This window comes from Pseudomonas khavaziana, assembly GCF_019145205.1.
Classification (GTDB): Bacteria; Pseudomonadota; Gammaproteobacteria; order Pseudomonadales; family Pseudomonadaceae; genus Aquipseudomonas; species Aquipseudomonas khavaziana.
This window is the reverse complement of the sequence record NZ_JAHSTT010000012.1, coordinates 47,860-71,828: the sequence shown is the minus strand read 5'-3', so window position 1 is coordinate 71,828 and position 23,969 is coordinate 47,860. Positions and strand designations below refer to the sequence as shown.

The window sequence follows — 23,969 nt, the reverse complement described above, 5'->3', positions numbered from 1 at the left end:
GAAAGGCTCTGGATCGAGGCTTTCAGCATTTAAACCGCAGGTTCGAGCCGCAGAAAAACGTCGTAACTGCGGGCAGACTTCAACCATCGCCAGACGGCCACGCAAAAAGCGTTTGGTGGTAAGCTCGCGCACCATGAATATCTACAGCTCTCGCCCCGTTGTCCTCTGTCTCTCCGGCCACGACCCCAGTGGTGGCGCCGGCCTGCAGGCAGATATCGAAGCCCTGCTCGCCCAGGGCTGCCACGCCGCTGCGGCCGTCACCGCCCTGACCGTGCAGAATACGGTCAATGTCAGTGACTTCCGCGTGCTTGACCGCGAGTGGGTCATGGCCCAGGCCAATGCCGTGCTCAGCGACTCCGAAGTGGCGGCAGTCAAGCTGGGCATGCTCGGCTCCACCGCGATGGTCGACACCGTGGTCGAACTGCTGCAGGCGCACCCGCATCTGCCGGTGGTCTGCGATCCGGTGCTGCGCGCCGGCGGTGGCGGTAGCCTGGGCAAGGATGAAGTCGGCTACGCAATGCGCGAGCGGCTGTTGCCACTGTCGTTGATCGCCACGCCCAACCTGCCGGAAGCGCGCATCCTGGCCGAATTACCCGACGGTACTGCCGATGAATGTGCCGAGAAACTGTTGCCGTACATCAAGCACCTGCTGATCACCGGTGGCCATGGCGACGAGCACGAAGTGCACAACCGCCTGTACAGCCGCGACGGCACGCGCCGCATCTTTACCTGCCAGCGCTTGCCTGGCAGCTATCACGGCTCGGGTTGCACCTTGGCCAGTGCATTGGCCGGCCGCATCGCCCAGGGTGAAGGCTTGGCCAGCGCCGTGCAATCGGCCCTCAACTACACCTGGCGCGCTCTGCGTGACGCCGAGCAACTCGGCCAGGGCCAGTTCGTGCCGCGCCGGTTGCCGCTGGATTTCTGCTCGTAACCTATCGCCTGTCACAGCAAGGGGCTTGCCCGATGAAACTACGTGGCCTTTACGCCATTACCGACAGCCAGCTCTTGGCCGGCAAGTTCCTCGCCTACGTCGAGGCTGCGCTGGACGGTGGCGTGACCTTGTTGCAGTACCGTGACAAAAGCAGCGACGAAGCGCGGCGCCTGCGTGAGGCAGAGAAACTGCACGAATTGTGTTCCCGCTATAAGACCCAACTGATCATCAACGACGATGCCGAGCTGGCGGCGCGCCTGGGCGTTGGTGTGCACTTGGGCCAGACCGACGGCCCACTGACCCCGGCCCGTGCACTACTGGGCTCCAAGGCGATCATCGGCGCCACCTGCCATGACCAGATCGAACTGGCCGAACAGGCCGCCAGGGAAGGCGCCAGCTATGTCGCCTTCGGGCGCTTCTTCAATTCCACGACCAAACCCGGCGCACCTGCCGCCACCCTTGAAATGCTGGCCCAGGCCCGCACGCGCTTGCAGTTGCCGATCTGCGTGATCGGCGGCGTCACCCTGGACAACGCCGAACCGTTGGTAGCCCACGGCGCCGACCTGCTGGCGGTGGTGCACGGCCTGTTCGGTGCCGACAGCACCCAGGACGTCACGCGCCGCGCCCGCGCCTTCAACGACCTTCTTAAATATTCAGCTTAGAGAGCCCGATCATGTCCCGTTCCGAAACCCTGTTTGCCAATGCCCAGAAACACATTCCCGGCGGTGTGAACTCCCCCGTACGTGCGTTCAAGAGCGTGGGCGGCACGCCGTTGTTCTTCAAGCATGCCGAAGGCGCCTACGTCACCGACGAAGATGACAAGCGCTATGTTGATTACGTCGGCTCCTGGGGCCCGATGATCCTCGGCCACAGCCACCCGGACGTACTGGACGCAGTGCGCCAGCAGCTGCAACACGGCCTGTCCTATGGCGCGCCGACCGCCATGGAAACCGAGATGGCCGACCTGGTCTGCGCGATCGTCCCTTCGATGGAAATGGTGCGCATGGTCAGCTCCGGCACCGAGGCCACCATGAGCGCCATCCGCCTGGCCCGGGGGTTCACCGGCCGCGACAACATCATCAAGTTCGAAGGCTGCTACCACGGCCATTCCGACAGCCTGCTGGTGAAAGCCGGCTCCGGCGCGCTGACCCAGGGCGTGCCCAACTCTGCCGGTGTGCCGGCAGCCTTCGCCAAGCACACCCTGACCCTGCCGTTCAACGACATCGCCGCCGTCGAGCAGATGCTCAGCGAAGTCGGCCAGGACGTGGCGTGCATCATCGTCGAGCCGGTTGCCGGCAATATGAACTGCGTACCGCCGGCCCCGGGTTTCCTCGAGGGTCTGCGCGAGCAGTGCGACAAGCACGGCGTGGTGCTGATCTTCGACGAAGTGATGACCGGTTTCCGTGTCGCCCTCGGCGGCGCCCAGGCGCATTACGGCATTACGCCGGACCTGAGCACCTTCGGCAAGATCATCGGTGGCGGCATGCCGGTAGGCTGCTTCGGCGGCAAGCGCGAAATCATGCAGCACATCGCTCCCCTGGGCCCTGTGTACCAGGCCGGTACCTTGTCGGGTAACCCGCTGGCGATGGCCGCCGGCCTGACCACCCTGCGCCTGATCAGCCGCCCGGGCTTCCACGCCGAGCTGACCGACTACACCACCCGCCTGCTTGATGGCCTGCAACAACGCGCCGATGCCGCCGGTATCCCGTTTGTCACCACCCAGGCTGGCGGCATGTTCGGCCTGTACTTCAGCGGTGCCGACGAGATCGTCACCTTTGATGACGTGATGGGCAGCGATGCCGACCTGTTCAAGCGCTTCTTCCACCTGATGCTGGAAGGCGGCGTGTATCTGGCGCCGAGTGCCTTCGAAGCCGGGTTCACCTCGATTGCACATGGCGAAGCCGAGCTGAAACTGACCCTCGATGCTGCCGAACGCGCCTTCGCGGCCCTGAAATAAGTGACGGCACGCTCTGACGTTGCCCCTGGCAGCGTCAGATTTGCTACCTTGCCTACAGATATTTCCTGCATTTTTCGAGAATTGTCCTGCAAACCGGCAGATAACTTGCCCAAGCAGCAGAAAAACGAGTAAAGACTTTGTAAGCAGGTGCCTGCTTATTTCATAATGCGCGCTGATTGGACTCCCCCGAGGGTCCGCGTGCCCCGTCAGAGGTAAGTCGATTCCCATGAAACGCACCGGCCGCACCCTGGTTCTGGGCTGCCTGTTGCTCCTTCAGCCGCTGCTGGCACATGCCCAGGCAGGCGGCAACTCGTTGTTAATCCCAGCGATGGGTCGTTGCACCCTCAATACCCAGCCAGACAGCCAGGCCGAAGCGCTGAGCGCGTGCCAGAAACAGGCTGATGACGGGGATGCGCAGGCGCAATACGAGTTGGGCGAGTTCTTCCATGACAGCAAGAACCCGGCCGTCGACCTCAACAAAGCGTTGAGCTACTTCGAGAAAGCCTCGTTGCAGGGTCATGCCCAGGCGCAATTCCAGCTGGGTAAGATGTTCTTCCGCGGCGAAGGCGTGCCGGCCAATAACGTCCAGGCGTACATCGTGCTGAAAATGGCTGCGGTCAACGGCGCCGAAGACGCACTGGATACTGCCGACGAAGTCGCCGAGCACATGCAACGCGATGAACTGGAAGTGGCCACCCAGGTGCTGGGGCAGATTTTCCGCAATTACCTGCAGGAACTGCAGAGTGCCGATGGGCGCTCGCCCTTCTCACCCCTGCCCTGAATTCTCAGCGTTTTTGATGGCCTCTTCGCGAGCAAGCCCGCTCCCAGATTCGACCGCGTTTCAAATTTGAAATGCCGTCAGTGTGGGCGCGGGCTTGTTCGCGAAGGGCGCGACGCGGTTTAACGCCCTACTTCTCAGGCATCGGCATCGGAAACGGCATGACATTACTCGTGCCCCGTGCCTCGCTGATCTTCGGAGTACCCAGGCGTTCGACTTCATCGATGCGCACAATAGAATGCATCGGCACGAAACTGCGCACCACGCCCTCGAACTGGGCCTTGAGCTTTTCTTCGCCCGGGTCGACGACCAACTGGGTGCGCTCGCCAAAGACGAATTCTTCCACTTCCAGGAAGCCCCACAGATCACTTTGATAGATCTGCTTGGCGTACATTTCGAACACCTGGCCCTGGTTGAGGAAAATCACCTTGTAGATTGGAGCTTCACGTTTGGTCATGGTGGGCGCGGAACACATGGGGATATAAAAGAGGGCGCGAACTATAGCATGGCACCCGATGCACAGCGCTAGGAACCGATGGGCATGCCCCCTATAATGCGCGGTTCTTTACCACCAGTTGACGATTCCCATGGCCAAGAAGCTTTATATCGAAACCCACGGTTGCCAGATGAACGAGTACGACAGCTCGCGCATGGTCGACCTGCTGGGCGAACACCAGGCCTTGGAAGTCACCGCCCGCGCCGAAGATGCCGACGTGATCCTGCTCAATACCTGCTCGATCCGCGAGCGGGCCCAGGACCGTGTGTACTCCCAGCTGGGCCGCTGGCGCGAACTGAAACTGGCCAACCCGGACATGGTGATCGCCGTCGGCGGTTGCGTGGCCAGCCAGGAAGGCGCCGCGATCCGCGATCGTGCTCCCTATGTCGACGTGGTTTTCGGCCCGCAAACCCTGCACCGCCTACCTGACATGATCGACGCCGCACGCATCACCAAGCTGCCCCAGGTGGACGTGTCGTTCCCGGAGATCGAAAAATTCGACCATCTGCCCGAACCGCGCATCGACGGGCCGAGCGCCTACGTGTCGGTGATGGAGGGCTGCAGCAAGTACTGCACCTTCTGTGTGGTGCCCTACACCCGCGGTGAAGAAGTCAGCCGGCCGTTTGACGACGTACTGTCGGAAATCATCCACCTGGCTGAAAACGGCGTGCGTGAAGTGACCCTGCTCGGCCAGAACGTCAACGGCTACCGTGGCCTGACCCACGACGGGCGGCTGGCCGACCTGGCGGAATTGATCCGCGTGGTCGCCGCCGTCGATGGCATCGAACGTATCCGCTACACCACTTCGCACCCGCTGGAATTCTCCGACAGCCTGATCCAGGCCCACGCCGAAGTGCCGGAGTTGGTCAAGCACCTGCACTTGCCGGTGCAATCGGGCTCGGACCGCATCCTGTCGGCGATGAAGCGCAACCACACGGCGCTGGAATACAAATCCAAGCTGCGCAAGTTGCGCGCTGCGGTACCGGGCATTTGCATCAGTTCGGACTTTATCGTTGGCTTCCCGGGTGAAACCGAGAAAGATTTCCAACAGACCATGAAGCTTATTGAAGACGTCGGTTTCGACTTCTCCTACTCGTTCGTCTACAGCCAACGCCCCGGCACACCGGCGGCCGACCTGCTGGACGAAACCCCGGAAGCGCTGAAAAAAGAGCGCCTGAACGCGCTGCAACATCGCCTCAACCAACAGGGTTTCGAGATCAGCCGACAAATGGTCGGTTCGATCCAGCGCATCCTGGTCACCGATTACTCGAAAAAGGACCCGGGTGAATTGCAGGGCCGTACCGAGAACAACCGCATCGTCAACTTCCGCTGCGACAACCCAACCCTGATCGGCCAGTTTGCCGATGTGCATATCGATGCGGCGCAGCCACACTCGTTGCGCGGCTCGCTGATCAACTGATCTCGCGGACCGGATGAAGATCAAAATGTGGGAGCGGGCTTGCTCGCGAATGCAGTGTGTCAGCCAATATAAATATCGAATGTACTGGCGCATTCGCGAGCAAGCCCGCTCCCACATGGGATCTGCGCCACATTCAGTCTATTTAAGTGCTTTCGCACACCGGCGCCTGGCGTTATTCTCTCTCTCACCTCATCAGCCAAAGGGCGGCTAAAAGCAACCTTGAACGCACCCATAGCAGAACCCCATCGTTTTCTCCTCGAGCCTTTTGAGGCTCGCCGTTTCGCCAACCTGTGCGGACAGTTCGACGAGCACCTGCGCCTGATCGAACAACGCCTGAGCATCGAGATCCGCAACCGCGGCAATCAGTTCGAACTCATTGGTGAACCTCAACACACCACGTCTGCAGAAAACCTGCTGCGTCGCCTCTACCGCGAGACCAAGGGCAGTGAACTGTCGCCGGAAACGGTGCACCTGTACCTGCAGGAGTCCGCCGTGGAAGACCTGGCCAACAACCCGGTGGCCGAAGCCAGCGTGGCCCTGCGTACCAAAAAAGGCATGATTCGCCCACGCGGCTTGAATCAGCAGAAGTACGTCAAGGAAATCCTCGGCAACGACATCAACTTCGGCATCGGTCCAGCAGGTACCGGCAAGACCTACCTGGCCGTGGCCTGTGCGGTCGATGCCCTGGAGCGCGAGCAGGTGCGACGCATCCTGCTGGTACGCCCGGCGGTCGAGGCCGGCGAAAAGCTTGGTTTCCTGCCCGGCGACCTGGCCCAGAAGATCGACCCATACCTGCGCCCGCTCTACGACGCACTCTACGAGATGCTCGGCTTTGAATATGTCGCCAAGCTGATCGAGCGCCAGGTGATCGAGATCGCCCCGCTGGCCTACATGCGTGGCCGTACGCTGAACAACAGCTTCATCATCCTCGACGAAAGCCAGAATACTACGGTCGAGCAGATGAAGATGTTCCTCACCCGCATCGGTTTCGGTTCCACCGCCGTGATCACTGGTGACGTCACCCAGGTCGACCTGCCCAAGGGCACCAAGTCCGGGCTGGCGCAGGTGATCGAGGTGCTCAAGGACGTGCCGGGCATCAGCTTTACGCACTTCATGCCCAAGGACGTGGTGCGCCATCCGCTGGTGCAGCGCATTGTCGAGGCCTATGAGCGCTTCGACCACAAGGACGACGCTCCGGCCAAGGACGTTCACCGCGATGCTTGAGCTAGACCTGCAGCTGGCCACCGAAGCGCCCGCCCCCAGCGAAGCCCAGTTCCGCGAGTGGTGCGCCCTGGCCCTGCGCCAGCGCAGCGCCGACTCGGAACTGACCATTCGCCTGGTGGACGAGCCCGAAGGCCGCGAGCTGAACCATACCTGGCGCCAGAAAGACTACGCGACCAACGTGCTGTCCTTCCCTGCCGACGTACCCGACGAGCTGCTGGATATCCCGTTGCTGGGCGACCTGGTGATCTGCGTCGAAGTGGTCGAGCGCGAGGCGAAGGAACAAGGTAAGGAACTTGAGGCCCATTGGGCCCATCTAGTCATCCACGGCTGCTTGCATCTCTTGGGCTACGACCATATAGACGATGACGAAGCCGAGGAAATGGAAGCACTGGAACGAACGTTGCTTGCCGAACTGGGTCATCGCGACCCGTACGCAGACGACGAAAGCTGATCAACACTCAACTGTCATATCAAAGGATTTAGAGTAATCGCTATGAGCGAAGACCGATCGAGCAATGGGCAGAAGTCATGGCTGGGTAAACTGACCCAGGCTTTTGCCCACGAGCCGAAGAACCGCCAGGAGCTGCTGGAGCTGCTGCGCGAGGCCCACCAGAACAAGTTGCTGGACAGCGAAGCGCTGGCCATCGTCGAAGGCGCCATCCAGGTGGCTGACCTGCAAGTACGGGACATCATGGTCCCGCGTTCGCAGATGATCAGCATCAAGGCGACCCAGACCCCACGGGAATTCCTCCCGGCCGTGATCGACTCGGCGCACTCGCGCTACCCGGTGATCGGTGAAAGCCATGACGACGTCATGGGTGTCCTGCTGGCCAAGGACCTGCTGCCGCTGATCCTCAAGGAAAATGGCGACAGCTTCAACATCAAGGACCTGCTGCGTCCGGCCACCTTCGTGCCTGAATCCAAGCGCCTGAATGTGCTGCTGCGTGAATTCCGCGCCAACCACAATCACATGGCCATTGTGATCGACGAATACGGCGGCGTGGCGGGCCTGGTGACCATCGAGGACGTACTGGAACAGATCGTCGGCGACATCGAAGACGAGCATGACGTCGAAGAAGACAGCTACATCAAGCCGCTGCCCAGCGGTGACTTCCTGGTCAAGGCGCTGACACCCATCGAGAACTTCAACGAGTTTTTCGACAGCGAATTCTCCGACGACGAGTTCGACACGGTCGGCGGTCTGGTGATGAGTGCGTTCGGGCATCTGCCCAAGCGTAACGAAACTACCGAGATTGGCGCCTATCGCTTCCGCATCCTGAATGCCGATAGTCGTCGTATCCATCTGATCCGTTTGACACCTATTGCCCGCTAAGGAATGACATGCAGCGCCTGAACCGCCCCGGCTGGCCCGGTAACCTGCTGGCCGTGGTAGCCGGCGCCCTCACTACCCTGGCGCTGGCGCCCTTCGATATCTGGCCTCTGGCGCTGGTGGCGGTCGGCCTGTTCTATATCGGCCTGCGCGAACTGACGCCCCGCCAGGCCCTGGGCCGCGGCTGGTGCTTCGGCTTCGGCCTGTTTGGCGCCGGTACCAGCTGGATCTACTACAGTATCCACCACTTCGGCGGCGCTTCGGTGCTGCTGGCGGGGTTCCTGATGCTGCTGTTCACCGCCGCCATTGCCTGGTTCTTCGCCCTGCCAGCCTGGTTATGGGCGCGCTGGCTGCGCCGCAATGAGGCGCCATTGGCGGATGCCCTGACCTTCGCGGCACTATGGGTCGGCCAGGAGGCGTTTCGTGGCTGGTTCCTCACCGGTTTCCCGTGGTTGTACTCCGGCTACAGCCAACTCGACGGCCCGCTGACCGGCCTGGCGCCGTTGGGCGGGATGTGGCTGATTTCCTTCGCCCTGGCACTGACTGCCGCGCTGCTGTGCAACCTGCCGCGTCTGTTGGCGAGCAAGCGCAATGCCTTCATCGGCGCGGGCCTGGTGTTGCTGGTGACCCCCTGGGCCATCGGCCTGGCCCTCAAGCATCACGCCTGGACCTCGCCTTCGGGCGCCCCGTTGAGCGTGGCCGCGATCCAGGGCAACGTCGAACAAAGCATGAAGTGGGACCCCGAGCAGCTCAATGCCCAACTGGCGCTGTACCGCGACATGAGCCTGAGCTCCAAGCGGGTCGACCTGCTGGTATGGCCGGAAACCGCGGTGCCTGTGCTCAAGGAGTCCGTCGAGGGCTATTTGGGGATGATGGGCAAGTTTGCCGCCGACCGGAATACCGCGCTGATCACCGGCGTGCCGATTCGCCAGGAAGTGCACCACCAGAAGCGCTACTTCAACGGTATCACCGTGGTCGGTGAAGGTGACGGCACGTACCTGAAGCAAAAGCTGGTGCCGTTTGGCGAGTACGTGCCGTTGCAGGATATGCTGCGCGGGCTGATTGCCTTCTTCGACCTGCCGATGTCCGATTTCGCCCGCGGCCCGTCAGACCAGGCCATGCTCCAGGCCAAGGGTTATCAGATTGCGCCGTTCATTTGCTATGAAGTGGTGTACCCGGAGTTCGCTGCCGGCCTGTCGGCCCAGAGCGACCTGCTGCTGACCATCAGCAACGACACCTGGTTCGGCCGCTCCATTGGCCCATTGCAGCACCTGCAAATGGCGCAGATGCGAGCACTGGAAGCCGGGCGCTGGATGATCCGCGCCACCAATAACGGCGTGACCGGGCTGATCAACCCGTTCGGGCAGATCACCGCACAGATCCCGCAATTCGAGCGTGGCATTCTCTACGGCGAAGTGGTGCCGATGCATAACCTCACGCCGTACCTGCAATGGCGTTCGTGGCCGTTGATTATTGTGTGCCTGGGGTTGTTTGGCTGGGCCCTGCTGGCTGGCCGGATGTCCAAAACCGTCTAACCGGACAAATACCAAACAAATGTGGGAGGGGGCTTGCTCCCGTTAGCGGAGTGTCAGTATCAGATGTACTGACTGACACACTGCTATCGGGAGCAAGCCCCCTCCCACATTTTTATCCTACGGTGTTACTGATAAAACACCCGATACCCAACCTGCCCCACCGCCTCATTGATCAACTGCCCGCTCTGCCACACCGCCTTGACCTCCGGCATCCAGCCGCCGAGCGGTCGGCCATGGTCCACGCCCAGAAAGCCCACCGGTCCGGGCACCACAGTGAAGCCAGCCTTCTCAAAACTCCATACCGAACGCGGCATGTGCCAGGCTTGAGTCACTACCACCACACGCTTGATGCCTTGGGGCAACAGAATCTCGGCGCTCATCTGGGCGTTCTCCCAAGTGGTGCGGCTACGCTCTTCTTTCCAGCGTACGCTGACACCGAAATCATCCTGCATCGACACAGCCATCAGTTCAGCTTCACTGGGTGGCGTGCCGTAGTGCAAACCGCCACTGGTCAGCACTGGCAACCCGGACGCTTTCGCCAATCGCGCCGCATAACGCTCACGATCCAAGCCAATGCCGGTGGGCTGGTCGCTGCCCCAGGCAATATCCCCACGCTCACGCCCAGAGCCCAGCACCACAATTGCATCGGCCCGCTGGGCCAGGGTGGCCCACTCTTCGCGAGCCAAAGGCGGTTCAGTCTCGAGGGCACGGGCGCCCCATTGCACCATTACCGGCAGGCTGATCAACCACATCCCGCCCAGTCCGAGGGCAAAGCATAATCCGGCCAGGCGCGGGCGACTGCGACGAAACCACCAGGCAAGTGCCAACAACAGCAAAAAGATACCGGGCGGCAACAACAATTGTTTAATGAAATAGCGAAAAGGCATCGGGCATCTCCAAAGATGCCCGAAGCCTAGATGCAACGGGGTTGAGCGACAATCTTTACCAGCCTGCTTGGAGAAAATTAACGGATAGCACTGTGCTTCACTTGCACCGTACGGACCGGGATTTTTCCGGGCCGCGACCGGCCGCCAGATCCTTCAGCCAGACAACCTTGGCCGAACGAGGAGGCTCTTGGGCTGGCGGGGAGGCCTGCCCATGAGAGGCGCGGTGGTGATTCAACTCCAGGTAGTTCTTGATCAGTTCAAGTTCCGCCTGGCTCAAGCCTCGCAACTCCAGCTCCAGAGGCCGTTCACCACGCAATCGGCCTGCGGTTCTTGCGGCATCCAATGCCCGACCCAAACGGTCGATCAGTCCCTCATACAACTGCGGTTTCGTTAAAGTTCGCTGCGATTCAACCATCCCCTCACCTCATTGAAGAAATACTTGCTCCCCACTAAACAGCGTAGCCCCCGTTGCTGTGCCTGCCCGCTGCCGCGACAGACGGCCCTTGCCGCGCAATCAGGGTTTCCCTCGATAGAGTGGGGTCATGTATGCTACGGCGCTTCCTGTAACTCCACTTCCCGCAGGGTTTGGGCATGGACGCGCCGCTTCTTGGTGTCGAACAACCCGGACAGTGCACCGAAGAGGATTAGGCCACCCCTATCCAGTTCAAAAGTAGCCATGCACGAACAATATCAGCCCCGTGAAATAGAAAATGCCGCCCAAACCTTCTGGGACGAGCAGAAGTCCTTTGAAGTCAGTGAACAGCCAGGCAAGGAGACTTACTACTGCCTGTCGATGTTCCCTTACCCCAGCGGCAAGCTACACATGGGGCACGTGCGTAACTACACCATCGGCGACGTGATTTCCCGCTACCAGCGCATGCTCGGCAAGAACGTCCTGCAACCCATGGGGTGGGACGCCTTCGGCATGCCGGCGGAAAACGCCGCGATGAAAAACAACGTGGCGCCCGCCAAGTGGACCTACGAAAACATCGCCTACATGAAGACCCAGCTGCGCAGCCTGGGCCTGGCAGTGGACTGGTCTCGCGAAGTGACCACCTGCAAGCCGGACTACTACCGCTGGGAACAATGGCTGTTCACTCGCCTGTTCGAAAAAGGCGTGATCTATAAAAAGAGCGGTACCGTGAACTGGGACCCGATCGACCAGACCGTACTGGCCAACGAGCAGGTCATAGACGGCCGCGGCTGGCGCTCCGGCGCGCTGATCGAAAAGCGCGAAATCCCGATGTACTATTTCAAGATCACCGCCTACGCCGATGAACTCTTGTCGAGCCTCGATGACTTGCCGGGCTGGCCTGAACAGGTCAAGACCATGCAACGCAACTGGATCGGCAAATCCAAGGGCATGGAAGTACAGTTCCCGTACAACGTCGATTCCATCGGCGAAGCCGGTGCACTGAAAGTCTTCACCACCCGTCCGGATACCCTGATGGGCGCGACCTACGTCGCCGTGGCCGCCGAACACCCGCTGGCCACCCAGGCCGCACAGAACAACCCTGAGCTGCAGGCGTTCATCGCCGAATGCAAAGGCGGCAGCGTGGCCGAAGCCGACGTCGCCACCCAGGAGAAAAAAGGCCTGCCGACCGGACTGTTCGTCGAACACCCGCTGACGGGCGACAAACTGCCGGTATGGGTCGCCAACTACGTGCTGATGCACTACGGCGATGGCGCTGTCATGGCGGTCCCGGCTCACGACGAGCGCGACTTCGAATTCGCCACCAAGTACAACCTGCCGATCAAGTCCGTGGTGCGCACCAGCTCGGGCGACACCAACCCGGCCCCCTGGCAGGACGCCTACGGCGAGCACGGCACCCTGATCAATTCCGGCGAGTTCGACGGTTTGGACTTCCAAGGCGCCTTCGACGCCATCGAAGTCGCGCTGATCAAGAAAAACCTCGGTGCCTCGCGCACCCAGTTCCGCCTGCGCGACTGGGGCATCAGCCGCCAGCGCTACTGGGGCTGCCCGATCCCGATCATCCACTGTGAGACCTGCGGCGACGTGCCGGTGCCGGAAGACCAACTGCCGGTCGTCCTGCCGGAAGACGTCGTGCCGGACGGCGCTGGCTCGCCGCTGGCGCGCATGCCGCAGTTCTACGAGTGCAGCTGCCCGAAATGCGGCGCACCGGCCAAGCGTGAAACCGACACCATGGACACCTTTGTCGAGTCCTCGTGGTACTACGCCCGCTACGCCTCGCCGCACTATGAAGGCGGCCTGGTGCAAAAAACCGCAGCCGACCATTGGTTGCCGGTTGACCAGTACATCGGCGGCATCGAACACGCCATTCTCCACCTGCTGTATGCGCGTTTCTTCCACAAGCTGATGCGCGACGAAGGCCTGGTGAGTTCCGATGAGCCGTTCAAGAACCTGCTGACCCAGGGCATGGTGATCGCCGAGACCTACTACCGCCGTGAAGCCAATGGTGCCTACACCTGGTTCAACCCGGCGGATGTCGAGCTCGAGCGTGACAGCAAGGCCAAGGTGATCAGTGCCAAGCTGAAATCCGACGGTCTGCCGGTGGAAATCGGTGGCACCGAGAAGATGGCCAAGTCGAAGAACAACGGTGTCGACCCGCAGTCGATGATCGACCAGTTCGGCGCCGACACCTGCCGCCTGTTCATGATGTTCGCCTCGCCGCCTGACATGAGCGCCGAATGGTCCGACTCCGGCGTCGAAGGCTCGCACCGCTTCCTCAAGCGCGTCTGGCGCCTGGCCCATGCCCATGTCAGCCAAGGCTTGCCGGGCAAGCTGGACGTCGCGGCCTTGAACGACGAGCAGAAAGCCATTCGTCGCAGCACCCACCTGGCCATCCGCCAGGCCAGCCAGGACGTAGGGCAGCACCACAAGTTCAACACCGCCATCGCCCAGGTGATGACGCTGATGAACGTGCTGGAAAAAGCCCCGCAGGCTACAGAACTTGACCGCGCGCTGATCCAGGAAGGCCTGGAAACAGTTACTCTGTTGCTCGCACCGATCACGCCGCACATCAGCCATGAACTGTGGAGCCGTTTGGGCCACAGCGGCGCCGTAATCGATGCCGCCTGGCCAGTGCAGGATGACAGCGCCCTGGTACAGGACACGCTGCAATTGGTCATCCAGGTCAACGGTAAACTGCGCGGCCAGATCGATATGCCGGCCAGCGCCAGCCGTGAAGAGGTTGAGGCCGCTGCACGTATCAACGAGAACGTGCTGCGCTTTACCGAAGGCCTGACGATCCGCAAAGTGATCGTGGTGCCCGGCAAACTGGTCAACATCGTCGCCAGCTAAATCGGATCGGGCGCGGGGCTTGGGCCCTGTGCCGAACTAAACCTTTAGGGCCTCGATATGGCCCACATGGTTTCAAGGGGAGCAACAAAATGATCAAACGCAATCTGCTGGTTATGGGCCTTGCCGTGCTGTTAAGCGCTTGCGGCTTCCAGCTGCGCGGCACCGGCACCAATGAGTTGTCGCTCAAGGAACTCGACCTCACCGCTCGCAACGCCTATGGCGAGACCGTGACCCAACTGCGCCAGACCCTGGAAAACAGCGGCGTGCACGTGTACAACGGCGCGACCTACAAACTGATCCTGACGGATGAGAAAGAAACCCAGCGCAATATCAGCTACGCCAGCGCCGGCCGTGCGTCAGACGTCGAGTTGAACACTGCGCTCCTCTTCGAAGTACAAGGTCGCGACAACTTGCCGCTGATGGGTGACAAGATCCAGGTGCAGAAAGTGGTGAGCCACGATGGCAATAACCTGGTGGGTTCGGACTCCGAGACTATTCAGGTGCGCAAGGAAATGCGTCGTGAGCTGATCCAGCGCATGATGACTCGCCTGCAAATGCTCACCCCGGAAAAGCTGGCTGCCCTGCAGCAAACCGCCGACAACAAGGCCAAGGCTGACGCCGATGCCCTGAAAGCCGCGCAAGAGTATGAAGACAACACGCCGAAACAATCGCCTGTTGAAGTTCCAGTCGAGTAAGCCAGGCGGGGCGCCCCCGGCGCCCCGTTCGACCCGCCTATGAAACTTGCCCCCGCCCAACTCGCCAAGCACCTGCAAGGTGGCCTCGCGCCTGTCTATATTGTCAGCGGCGATGACCCGTTGCTGTGCCAGGAAGCGGCCGACGCTATCCGCACCGCCGCACGTCAGCAAGGCTTCGATGAACGCCAGGTCTTCAGCGCCGACGCCAGTTTCGACTGGGGTACATTGCTGCAGGCCGGCGCCAGCATGTCGTTGTTTGCCGAAAAGCGCCTGCTGGAACTGCGCCTGCCCTCGGGCAAGCCGGGCGACAAAGGTGCGGCAGCGTTGATGGAATACTGCTCGCGCCCTGCCGAAGACACGATCTTGCTGGTCAGCCTGCCCAAGCTTGACGGCAGCGCACAGAAAACCAAGTGGGGCAAGGCGTTGGTAGAAGGCCCACAGACCCAGTTCATCCAGATCTGGCCAGTGGACAGCAACCAGTTACCGCAGTGGATTCGTCAGCGCTTGTCACAATCGGGGCTGGCGGCGACACAAGATGCCGTAGAGCTGATTGCTGCCCGGGTCGAGGGCAACCTGCTTGCCGCCGCCCAGGAGATCGAAAAGCTCAAGCTGATGGCCGAGGATGGGCAGATCACTGTCGAAACCGTACAAGGCGCAGTCGCTGACAGCGCTCGCTTTGATGTGTTCGGCCTGGTGGATGCGATCCTCAACGGCGAGCCCGCCCACGCCCTGCGCATGCTCGAAGGCCTGCGTGGCGAAGGGGTGGAACCGCCCGTGATTCTCTGGGCCCTGGCTCGGGAGTTGCGGGTACTGGCGAACATTGCCCTGCAATACAGCCAGGGCACACCCCTGGACAAATGTTTCAGCCAGGCCAGGCCTCCGGTGTGGGACAAGCGCAAGCCCCTGATGAGCAAAGCCCTGCAACGGCACTCGGCGCAACGCTGGGCGCAACTGTTGCTGGAAGCCCAGCGCATCGACGCACAGATCAAGGGCCAGGCGGCCGGCTCGCCGTGGATGAGCCTGAGCCGTCTGTCGCTGTTGATGGCCGGCCAGCGCCTCACCCTGCCCGCCGAATAATCCTCACTTAAACACACCATAGATCCAATGTGGGGGCTTGCTCCCGATTGCAGTGCATCAGTCGACATTTTCAGTGGCTGACACACCGCTATCGGGAGCAAGCCCCCTCCCACATTTGACCGCGTACCTTTCCTACATGTCGTCAGGCTTTACAGCCGGGCAACTTCGGCAGATGATTTGCACCGCTCCATTCCACACCCTAGCGAGAGAACCATCATGAGCAAAAAGCCATCCAAGCATGGCCCCAACAAGGCCAAATCCATCATCGCCCAGCCCTTGTTCCGCAGCCGCCAGGAACGCGCCGGCAAGGGCAAAGGCAGCTACCGCCGCGAAGCCTTCCAGTCTAATAGCTGGGAGGCTTCTTACTTTCTGGCTGCCTGAAGGCAAGCGCCCCTCTGGCATGATAAGGTCTATACCTGATTTGTAACCCCCTGGACCTGTGCATGCCCTCTAGCCTTTCCCGTCGTTGGCACCTTCGCCAATTGATCGCTGCCTCCAGCCTCATTCTGCTCGTCGCCTGTGCGGAAAAACCTACCGCCGCGGACGCGCAACCCCTGCCCAAGCTCCAGACCGCACCGGCCATCGCGCCTGCCGTGGTTGCCCCGCTGGCGGTAGACAATCTCGCTATCCAACCGACCCAGACCTTTGCCGAATGGCAGGCTGGCTTTCGTGCGCAAGCCCTGCAGGCGGGGATCACAGCCGACGTCTTCGATAACGCCTTTGCCGGCGTCACCCCTGATATGGCGGTGATTCGCGCCGACCGCAGCCAGCCGGAGTTTTCCCGCCCAGTGTGGGAATACCTCGATGGCGCCCTGTCACCGGTGCGAGTGCGTAATGGTCAGGCGCTGTTGGTCAAGTACGCCGATATCCTGCAAAGCATTGAGCAGCGCTATGGTGTCGACCGCCAGGCGCTGGTCTCGGTGTGGGGCATGGAGAGCAACTTCGGCGCGTTCCAGGGCAACAACTCGGTGATCCGCTCCCTCGCCACCCTGGCCTACGAAGGCCGTCGCCCGGCCTTTGCCCAGGCGCAACTGCTGGCGGCACTGCAGATCATCCAGCATGGCGATATTCAGGCCGACCAGATGAAAGGCTCATGGGCCGGTGCAATGGGCCAAACCCAGTTTATCCCGACCACCTATAACACCCATGCCGTGGACTTCGACGGTGACGGTCGCCGTGATATCTGGAACAGCCCGTCCGACGCCCTCGCCTCCACTGCGCATTACCTGCAAAGCTCCGGCTGGCAGAAAGGCCAACCTTGGGGTGTAGAAGTGCAGCCGCTTCCCTCGGGCTTCGATTACAGCCTGGCCGATGGTGGCGTGCGCAAGAGTGTCGCCGAATGGCTGCAACTGGGGATTCAGTTGCCACCCGGTGTGAGCCTGCCGGCCAACGTCGATCAATTGTCCGCCGCCCTGCTGTTGCCGGCCGGTTACCGCGGCCCGGCGTTCCTCGTGCTGGATAACTTCCGTGCGATCCTCAAGTACAACAACTCGTCATCCTATGCGCTGGCAGTTGGCCTGTTGTCGGAGCGATTTGGCGGCGGCGGTGTGATTCGTGGCAGTTGGCCCAAAGATGAGCTGCCGCTGAGCCGCTCACAGCGTATCGACCTGCAAACGGCGCTCAGCGCCAAGGGTTATGACGCGGGTAATGCGGATGGGATTATCGGCGCCAACACGCGCAAGGCGATTCGAGCGGCGCAGCAGGCGTTGGGCTGGCCGGCAGATGGGTATCCGACGGTGAAGTTGCTGGAATCGCTGCAAAGCCGGTAAATAGTTGTATGGCGACTACCGCAATCGGGGGCAAGCCCCCTCCCACATTTGACCGTACGCGGAATCTGTGGGAGGGGGCTTGCCCCCGATTGCGATTTAGCAGGAAAAATCAGCCTCAGGGGTTGAACACTACATCCTGCTCCAACACAACCCGCTGCTCTCCTGCATCCAGGCGCACCAAAGCGCCCATCGGCAACGTCAGGTTCGGGTCACAGTGCCCACTACGCCAGCCTGCCAGCACTGGAATGCACAGCGGTTTGAAAGTCTGCTTCAGCAACCTCTCCAGCGCGACGTTATCCACACCCGCCACGTCGCCTACCAGCACACCGGCAACCTGGGCCAGCTTGCCTGCCAGGCGCAGGTGAGTCAGCAGGCGGTCGATACGATAGAGCGGCTCGTTGACGTCCTCGATAAACAGGATGATGCCTTCGGCGTCTATTTCATACGGCGTGCCCATGACCGCGGCGATCATCGATAGGTTACCGCCCAGCAAGCGCCCACAGGCGATACCAGGCTCTATCGTGGTCAATGGGTAGGCCGCTGGGTGCGCAAGCACACTGCCGGCGCCCAGTTGGCCACGCAGAAGGCTGAACAACGAGGATTCGGTGGGTTGCTGTTTGCCGCCAAGCAGGTCGGCATTGAGCATCGGCCCGTGGAATGTCACAAAACCAGCGTAGCGGTTGATTGCCAGGTGCAAGGCGGTGATATCGCTGTAGCCCACGAACGGCTTGGGGTTGGCGCGCAGCAGGTCGAAGTCCAGCGCGTCGAGCAGGCGTGGCGTGCCGTAGCCGCCGCGCAGGCAGAGGATGGCATCGACTTCGGGGTTGGCGAAGGCGGCATGCACGTCGCGCAGGCGCACTGCATCGCTGCCAGCCAGGTAGCCGTCGCTTTCGTATACACCGGGATAAATGCGCAGGTCATAGCCACGGGCACGCATCCATTGCCCGGCTTTTTCAACATCCAGTGCAGCTGGGCCGGCGGGGGCGATCAGGGCGATGGTGCCTTCAGAACGAAGGGCTGGAACGGCTGCTGTCATCTATAACTCTCCCTGGTCAACGCGAAACGAAATGTGGGAGGGGGCTTGCCCCCGATGGCGTTGTGACAGTCAATTCATAAAGAACTGCTACACCGCTATCGGGGGCAAGCCCCCTCCCACATTGGACTTGCGGTGTTGCAAAGGCCTCTATCAGGAAACCAGGCTTGCCTTGACCAGCTTGGCCTGCTCATCGGCATGGTACGAAGAACGTACCAACGGGCCGGACGCCACATTCTTGAAGCCCATTTTGTAACCTTCCTCGGCGAACCAGGCGAAGGTGTCCGGGTGCACGAAACGCTGCACCGGCAAGTGGCTGCGGGACGGTTGCAAATACTGGCCCAGGGTCAACATGTCGATGTCGTGTTCGCGCATGCGCTTCATGACTTCGATCACTTCTTCATCGGTCTCGCCCAGGCCGAGCATCAAGCCGGACTTGGTCGGGATGTGCGGCATCATCTGCTTGAATTTCTGCAGCAGGGTCAGCGACCACTGGTAGTCCGAGCCAGGACGCGCAGCCTTGTACAGGCGCGGCACGGTTTCCAGGTTGTGGTTGAACACATCCGGCGGCTCGGCGGCGGTGATTTCCAGCGCGACGTCCATACGCCCACGGTAGTCCGGCACCAGGGTTTCGAGCATCACGTTCGGCGACAGCTTGCGGATTTCGCGGATGCAGTCGGCAAAGTGCTGGGCACCACCGTCACGCAGGTCGTCACGGTCAACCGAGGTGATCACCACATACTTGAGTTTCAGGTCAGCGATGGCGATGGCCAGGCTTTCCGGTTCGTTGACGTCCAGAGGCTTCGGACGGCCGTGGCCGACGTCACAGAACGGGCAACGACGGGTGCAGATGTCACCCATGATCATGAAGGTGGCGGTGCCACCGGAGAAGCATTCGCCCAGGTTCGGGCACGAGGCTTCTTCGCACACGCTGTGCAGCTTGTGCTTGCGCAGCAGCGCCTTGATACGGTCGACTTCCGGCGATACCGGGATGCGCACGCGGATCCAGTCAGGTTTCTTCGGCAGTTCGGTGGTCGGGATGATCTTGACCGGGATGCGTGCAACCTTCTCGGCGCCGCGCAGCTTGACGCCGGCTTCCACCTTGGCACGCGGGGCCGGGGCTGGACGCTCGGTGATGTCCAGCGTCGGGATCATGGTTTGCACTGCATCAGTAGTCATAGTCAGTCGATTCCGCCCGTGAGGGTCGTCTGCTCAGCATAGTCGAGGTGTTTGACGAGCTGCGCACGCAGCCGGGCACTAACCTCGGCAAATTTAATCGGTGTGGCGTGGTCACTCAGTTGTGTCATCGCCAGCCCGGCGTAACCGCACGGGTTGATGCGCTGGAACGGTGCCAGGTCCATGTCCACGTTCAGGGCCAGGCCATGAAAGGAACAACCATGGCGAATCCGCAAGCCCAGGGAGGCGATCTTCGCGCCATCCACATACACACCGGGGGCATCGGGCTTGGCTGCGGCGCTCACGCCATAACTGGCCAACAGCTCGATCAGGCAAGCCTCCATGCGGCTGACCAGGTCGCGCACGCCAAACCCCAGCTTGCGCACGTCCAGCAATAGATAAGCGACAAGCTGACCGGGCCCATGGTAAGTCACTTGACCCCCTCGGTCGACCTGCACCACCGGAATATCACCCGGAAGTAGCAGATGTTCTGCCTTGCCGGCCTGGCCCTGGGTGAATACCGGTGGATGTTCCACCAGCCAGATTTCATCCGGTGCCGAGGTGCCGCGCTCGTTGGTAAAGCGCTGCATGGCATGCCAGACCGGCTCGTAGGCCATCCGGCCGAGCTCGCGAAAGCCCAGGACTTCTGACATCACAGCACCATGTGCACGAAGCCGGTGGCCCGCAGTTCGCTGTTGATGTTGTAGAGCTGGTCTTGATCGGTGGCAACGATGTGCAACTGGATCGTGGTGTACTTGCCGGTGGAGCTTTGACGCTCGTCCACGCGGTTGTCGTTGATCGTCGCATGCTTCCTGACGATCTCGAGAATCTTGTCCTTGCGGCCCACGCCGGTATCGCTGATCACCTTGACGGGATAATCCGTCACCGGGAATTCGATCTTGGGCGCCTTTACTTCTACTTCTTTATCGGTCATGGCGTAACGGCCTCGTAAGCGGTAAGCCGTGGCGACGGGCAAAGCCCCGCGTCGGATCAACGCGGGGCCTTGCAGGTGCACACAATCAGTTGAACAAGCCGTAGAAGAATAGACGGATGCTATCCCATACGCGGCGGAAGATTCCACCTTCGTCGACCGCGTCCAGCGCGATCAGGTCGGCGCTGTGCACCACCTTGTCTTCCAGCTTGACTTCGACTTTACCGATCACGTCGCCCTTGGCGATTGGAGCAACCAATTGCGGGTTCAAGGTCATGCTGGCAGCAAGTTTTTTCAGCTGGCCCTTAGGCATGGTCAGGGTCAGGTCGTCGGCCAGGCCGGCCTTGACTTGGGAGGTCGCGCCCTTCCAGACCGGCGCAGTCGCCAGCTCAGCACCCTTCTGGTAGAAGGTCTGGGTTTCGAAGAAGCGGAAGCCGTAGGTCAGCAGTTTCTGCGTCTCGGCCGCACGGGCCTGTTCGCTGTTGGTGCCGAATACCACGGCGATCAGGCGCTGGCCATCACGTACGGCAGACGACACCATGCAGTAGCCGGCTTCGTCGGTGTGGCCGGTTTTCAGGCCATCGACGGTCTTGTCGCGCCACAGCAACAGGTTGCGGTTAGGCTGCTTGATGTTGTTCCAGAAGAATTCCTTCTGGGAGTAGATCGCATAGTGGACCGGGTCGACGCGGATGATCGCGCGGGCCAGGATCGCCATGTCGTGAGCCGACGAATAATGCTCAGGGTTCGGCAGGCCGGTCGGGTTCATGAAGTGGCTGTTGGTCATGCCCAGTTCGCCAGCCGTCTTGTTCATCATGTCGGCAAAGGCGTCTTCGCTGCCAGCGATGTGCTCGGCCAGGGCGACGCTGGCGTCGTTACCGGACTGAATGATGATGCCGTGCAGCAGGTCGCTTACGGTGACTTGCGAGCCAACCTTGATGAACATCCGCGAACCACCGGTACGCCAGGCGTTTTCGCTGACAGTCACCGGATCGTTTTCGCCGATCTGGCCGCGACGGATTTCCAGGGTCGCGATATAGGCCGTCATCAGCTTGGTCAGGCTGGCGGGCGGCAGGCGCACGTCACCGCCGCTCTCGACCAGCACGTTGCCACTGGCGGCATCCATGAGGACCCAGGACTTGGCGGCCAGTTGCGGGGAGGCCGGCACCATTTCAACCGCCCAGGCGGCCGGGGTGATGATCAGCGATATAAGCAGGCACGTGCGTTTGGCTAAGGTGGTGATGTTCATCCGTCTCTCGAAATTGCTTATGGAAACTTGCCCTCGCGGGCAAAACTATTCAGACAGCCCGCTTCCAGACTGTCACGTGTTCGGTTGCCCGCTCACCCCTTGCCCCTGGGTTTTTATTGTTCACGAGCCAACAACCTGGGCCCCTGCGCGCATGCGCACCTGAGCCATCAATCCATTACTGCTTATTCTGCGGTGACCACGCTGGGTTGCCCCAGGTTGGCCAGGCGTACGCTGTTCTGCACTTGGGCTACCTCGCTCGGCGAGCCGATCGGGCCCATGCGTACACGGTGCAAGGTTTGCTGGTTACGCACAATGGAGCTGATGAAGACTGGCGCGCTGACCATGCCGCTGAGCTTGGACCTTAACAGTTCTGCCGCATCCGGGTTGGCGAAAGCGCCGACCTGCAGGTACTGCCCGCCCACGGTAGAAGCGCCCGGCGCTGCATGGGGTACCACCACCGTATCCGGGGCATGCTGCGCCGGCGGTGGCGTCCACTGCTCGATCTTGCCGGTCGATGCCGTCACTTGCGGTTGCGGGGTCTGCGGTTCGTTGAGCATCAACGGCGCCGGTTTGCCGCGCTGGGCCCAGTATTGGGCCGGGTCGATACCTTCGACTTTAACCCGTGCGGTGCCGGTTTCGGCATAACCGAGCTTCTTGGCGGCAGCGTAGGACAAGTCGATGATCCGGTCCGAATAGAACGGCCCACGGTCATTGACGCGCAGGATCACCGTGCGGTTGTTGTCCAGGTTGGTCACGCGCACATAGCTGGGCAGCGGCAGGGTCTTGTGGGCCGCGCTCATGCCATACAGGTCATACACTTCGCCATTGGCGGTGTTCTGGCCATGGAACTTGGTGCCGTACCAGGACGCGGTACCCGATTGCACGTAGGTCTTGGATTCCTGCAGCGGGAAGTAATTCTTGCCGAGCACGGTATAGGGGTTGGCTTTGTACGGCCCGGTGTGCAGGGTCGGCGTGGCATCCGGGATCTTCGACACATCCACATCCCACCACGGCGCGCCGTCTTTGTGCGCGCGGTTGATGTCCAGGCCCGGCTGGGCGCGGACCACCGCACCGCCGGCCTTCTTGGCAGGCGCCCGGTTAGGACTGGTGGAGCAACTGGCGACCAGCAGGCACAACGCGGTGAACGCCACCAGCTTGAGCGGTTTTTTGAACGGCGATACCCGCATTACTTGTTGCCCCGTGCTTTGACCAGCTCGTCTGACAGCTGATGCACGGCCATGGCGTACATCACACTGCGGTTATAACGCGTGATTGCGTAGAAATTCTTCAGGCCCATCCAGTATTCCGGGCCGTTTGCGCCTTCCAGGCGGAATGCCGTCACCGGCATGTCATCGCGTGGCGCATTCTGACTCGACCAGCCCAGCGCTCGCAACTCCCCGACGGTCTTGACCGGCTCGATACCCTGGGTCAGGCCCTCATCGGCGCGCTCACCGCTGACATCGGCGCGAATCACTACCGGCTCACCGGCTACCCAGCCGTGGCGCTTGAAGTAGCTGGCGACGCTGCCAATGGCATCGTCGGGGTTGCTCCAGATATTGATATGCCCGTCGCCGTCGAAATCCACCGCATAGGCACGAAAGCTGCTGGGCATGAACTGCGGCAGGCCCATCGCCCCGGCGTAGGAGCCCTTGAGGGTCAGCGGGTCGACCTGCTCTTCGCGGGCCAGCAGCAGGAATTCACGCAGTTCCTTGCGGAAGAACTCGGCGCGGGGCGGGTAATCGAAGCCCAGGGTCGATAAGGCGTCGATCACGCGGTAACTGCCGGTATTGCGCCCGTAGAAGGTTTCGATGCCGATGATCGAGACGATGACCTGGGCCGGTACGCCGTATTCCTGCTCAGCGCGGGCCAGCACCGCCTCATGCTGGCGCCAGAAGTCGACGCCACGGGCTACGCGGGCGTCGGTGAGGAACATCGGGCGATATTCCTTCCACTGCTTCACACGTTCGGCGGGACGGGAAATAGCGTCGAGAATCGCCTGTTTCTTCTGGGCTTCGCGGAACACGCCCATCAGTTGCTCACCGGCAAAACCGTAGTCGCGGGTCAACTCACCGACAAATTCGGCGACCTGGGGTGAACCATCGTAGTCACCGGCCTGCGCCTCTTGCGTTGCGCCCAGGAGCCCAATCAGGCCCACACAGGTCGCATGCCGAGTCGCCCAGCCGCGCATTACTTGCATTGAC

Annotated in this window: 24 protein-coding genes; 14 read left to right on the top strand and 10 right to left on the bottom strand. The window is 61.3% G+C overall.

What is annotated here, in order from left to right:
• Window positions 1–133: 133 nt before the first annotated feature.
• From KVH01_RS23605 to KVH01_RS23590, 4 genes are all read left to right on the top strand, one after another.
• Complete coding sequence (locus tag KVH01_RS23605; RefSeq protein WP_217883109.1) at window positions 134–931, top strand: hydroxymethylpyrimidine/phosphomethylpyrimidine kinase; 798 nt, start codon at window positions 134–136, stop codon at window positions 929–931.
• Between the two features lie 32 nt (window positions 932–963).
• Entirely contained in the window at window positions 964–1,593 is a 630-nt protein-coding gene (thiE, locus tag KVH01_RS23600; RefSeq protein WP_217883108.1) for a thiamine phosphate synthase, read from the top strand.
• Between the two features lie 11 nt (window positions 1,594–1,604).
• Complete coding sequence (hemL, locus tag KVH01_RS23595; RefSeq protein ID WP_217883107.1) at window positions 1,605–2,888, top strand: glutamate-1-semialdehyde 2,1-aminomutase; 1,284 nt, start codon at window positions 1,605–1,607, stop codon at window positions 2,886–2,888.
• Window positions 2,889–3,114: 226 nt separating this feature from the next.
• Window positions 3,115–3,669, top strand: a complete 555-nt coding sequence (locus KVH01_RS23590) for a tetratricopeptide repeat protein (protein ID WP_217883106.1) — start codon at window positions 3,115–3,117, stop codon at window positions 3,667–3,669.
• Window positions 3,670–3,796: 127 nt separating this feature from the next.
• Here KVH01_RS23590 and KVH01_RS23585 read toward each other — a convergent pair whose 3' ends face one another.
• Window positions 3,797–4,123 carry a DUF1820 family protein gene (locus tag KVH01_RS23585; protein WP_003194436.1) on the bottom strand — a complete coding sequence of 109 codons (327 nt, stop codon included), beginning with the start codon at window positions 4,121–4,123 and terminating at the stop codon, window positions 3,797–3,799.
• Window positions 4,124–4,253: 130 nt separating this feature from the next.
• Between KVH01_RS23585 and miaB the strand changes: the two genes are divergently transcribed.
• From miaB to lnt, 5 genes are all read left to right on the top strand, one after another.
• Complete coding sequence (miaB, locus tag KVH01_RS23580; protein ID WP_217883105.1) at window positions 4,254–5,582, top strand: tRNA (N6-isopentenyl adenosine(37)-C2)-methylthiotransferase MiaB; 1,329 nt, start codon at window positions 4,254–4,256, stop codon at window positions 5,580–5,582.
• A gap of 219 nt (window positions 5,583–5,801) precedes the next feature.
• Window positions 5,802–6,806, top strand: coding sequence for a PhoH family protein (locus tag KVH01_RS23575; RefSeq protein ID WP_043047963.1), 1,005 nt, complete (start codon window positions 5,802–5,804; stop codon window positions 6,804–6,806).
• Entirely contained in the window at window positions 6,799–7,257 is a 459-nt protein-coding gene (gene ybeY, locus KVH01_RS23570; protein WP_043047964.1) for an rRNA maturation RNase YbeY, read from the top strand. The genes KVH01_RS23575 and ybeY overlap by 8 nt, the downstream gene beginning before the upstream one ends.
• A gap of 42 nt (window positions 7,258–7,299) precedes the next feature.
• Window positions 7,300–8,139 (top strand): HlyC/CorC family transporter, encoded by an 840-nt coding sequence (locus tag KVH01_RS23565; RefSeq protein ID WP_005791724.1) that lies wholly within the window; start codon window positions 7,300–7,302, stop codon window positions 8,137–8,139.
• Between the two features lie 8 nt (window positions 8,140–8,147).
• Window positions 8,148–9,671, top strand: a complete 1,524-nt coding sequence (gene lnt / locus KVH01_RS23560; protein ID WP_217883104.1) for an apolipoprotein N-acyltransferase — start codon at window positions 8,148–8,150, stop codon at window positions 9,669–9,671.
• Window positions 9,672–9,796: 125 nt separating this feature from the next.
• Here lnt and KVH01_RS23555 read toward each other — a convergent pair whose 3' ends face one another.
• Entirely contained in the window at window positions 9,797–10,558 is a 762-nt protein-coding gene (locus tag KVH01_RS23555) for a YdcF family protein (protein WP_217883103.1), read from the bottom strand.
• A 97-nt stretch (window positions 10,559–10,655) separates the two neighbouring features.
• A complete protein-coding gene (locus KVH01_RS23550; RefSeq protein ID WP_217883102.1) occupies window positions 10,656–10,973 on the bottom strand; it encodes a hypothetical protein in 318 nt (105 codons plus the stop codon).
• A 261-nt stretch (window positions 10,974–11,234) separates the two neighbouring features.
• Here KVH01_RS23550 and leuS point away from each other — a divergent pair, with 261 nt between their 5' ends.
• The 5 genes from leuS to KVH01_RS23525 all read left to right on the top strand — a co-directional run bounded on the left by leuS (window position 11,235) and on the right by KVH01_RS23525 (window position 17,382).
• Window positions 11,235–13,841, top strand: coding sequence for a leucine--tRNA ligase (gene leuS, locus KVH01_RS23545; protein WP_217883101.1), 2,607 nt, complete (start codon window positions 11,235–11,237; stop codon window positions 13,839–13,841).
• Window positions 13,842–13,930: 89 nt separating this feature from the next.
• Window positions 13,931–14,536, top strand: coding sequence for an LPS-assembly lipoprotein LptE (locus KVH01_RS23540; RefSeq protein ID WP_043047972.1), 606 nt, complete (start codon window positions 13,931–13,933; stop codon window positions 14,534–14,536).
• Between the two features lie 39 nt (window positions 14,537–14,575).
• Entirely contained in the window at window positions 14,576–15,613 is a 1,038-nt protein-coding gene (holA, locus tag KVH01_RS23535; protein ID WP_057024457.1) for a DNA polymerase III subunit delta, read from the top strand.
• A 216-nt stretch (window positions 15,614–15,829) separates the two neighbouring features.
• A complete protein-coding gene (gene arfA / locus KVH01_RS23530; protein WP_003176285.1) occupies window positions 15,830–15,994 on the top strand; it encodes an alternative ribosome rescue factor ArfA in 165 nt (54 codons plus the stop codon).
• A 62-nt stretch (window positions 15,995–16,056) separates the two neighbouring features.
• On the top strand, window positions 16,057–17,382 hold the full coding sequence (locus tag KVH01_RS23525) for a lytic murein transglycosylase (RefSeq protein WP_217883100.1): 1,326 nt from the start codon (window positions 16,057–16,059) through the stop codon (window positions 17,380–17,382).
• 115 nt (window positions 17,383–17,497) lie between these two features.
• Here the strand turns inward: KVH01_RS23525 and KVH01_RS23520 are convergent, their stop codons facing one another.
• The 7 genes from KVH01_RS23520 to mltB form a co-directional block, all read right to left on the bottom strand.
• The gene (locus KVH01_RS23520; RefSeq protein ID WP_217883099.1) at window positions 17,498–18,418 is read right to left on the bottom strand and encodes a S66 peptidase family protein; all 921 of its coding nucleotides are present in this window, start codon (window positions 18,416–18,418) and stop codon (window positions 17,498–17,500) included.
• Window positions 18,419–18,568: 150 nt separating this feature from the next.
• On the bottom strand, window positions 18,569–19,570 hold the full coding sequence (gene lipA, locus KVH01_RS23515) for a lipoyl synthase (protein WP_057444888.1): 1,002 nt from the start codon (window positions 19,568–19,570) through the stop codon (window positions 18,569–18,571).
• Window positions 19,571–19,596: 26 nt separating this feature from the next.
• A complete protein-coding gene (lipB, locus tag KVH01_RS23510; protein WP_046069685.1) occupies window positions 19,597–20,244 on the bottom strand; it encodes a lipoyl(octanoyl) transferase LipB in 648 nt (215 codons plus the stop codon).
• The gene (locus KVH01_RS23505) at window positions 20,244–20,525 is read right to left on the bottom strand and encodes a DUF493 domain-containing protein (RefSeq protein WP_043047980.1); all 282 of its coding nucleotides are present in this window, start codon (window positions 20,523–20,525) and stop codon (window positions 20,244–20,246) included. Before KVH01_RS23505 ends, lipB begins: the two co-directional genes overlap by 1 nt.
• Window positions 20,526–20,610: 85 nt before the next feature.
• Complete coding sequence (locus tag KVH01_RS23500) at window positions 20,611–21,768, bottom strand: D-alanyl-D-alanine carboxypeptidase family protein (RefSeq protein WP_124402009.1); 1,158 nt, start codon at window positions 21,766–21,768, stop codon at window positions 20,611–20,613.
• A gap of 182 nt (window positions 21,769–21,950) precedes the next feature.
• The gene (locus KVH01_RS23495) at window positions 21,951–22,955 is read right to left on the bottom strand and encodes a septal ring lytic transglycosylase RlpA family protein (protein WP_043047982.1); all 1,005 of its coding nucleotides are present in this window, start codon (window positions 22,953–22,955) and stop codon (window positions 21,951–21,953) included.
• Entirely contained in the window at window positions 22,955–23,965 is a 1,011-nt protein-coding gene (mltB, locus tag KVH01_RS23490; protein ID WP_043047984.1) for a lytic murein transglycosylase B, read from the bottom strand. The genes KVH01_RS23495 and mltB overlap by 1 nt, the downstream gene beginning before the upstream one ends.
• Between the last annotated feature and the right edge of the window lie 4 nt (window positions 23,966–23,969).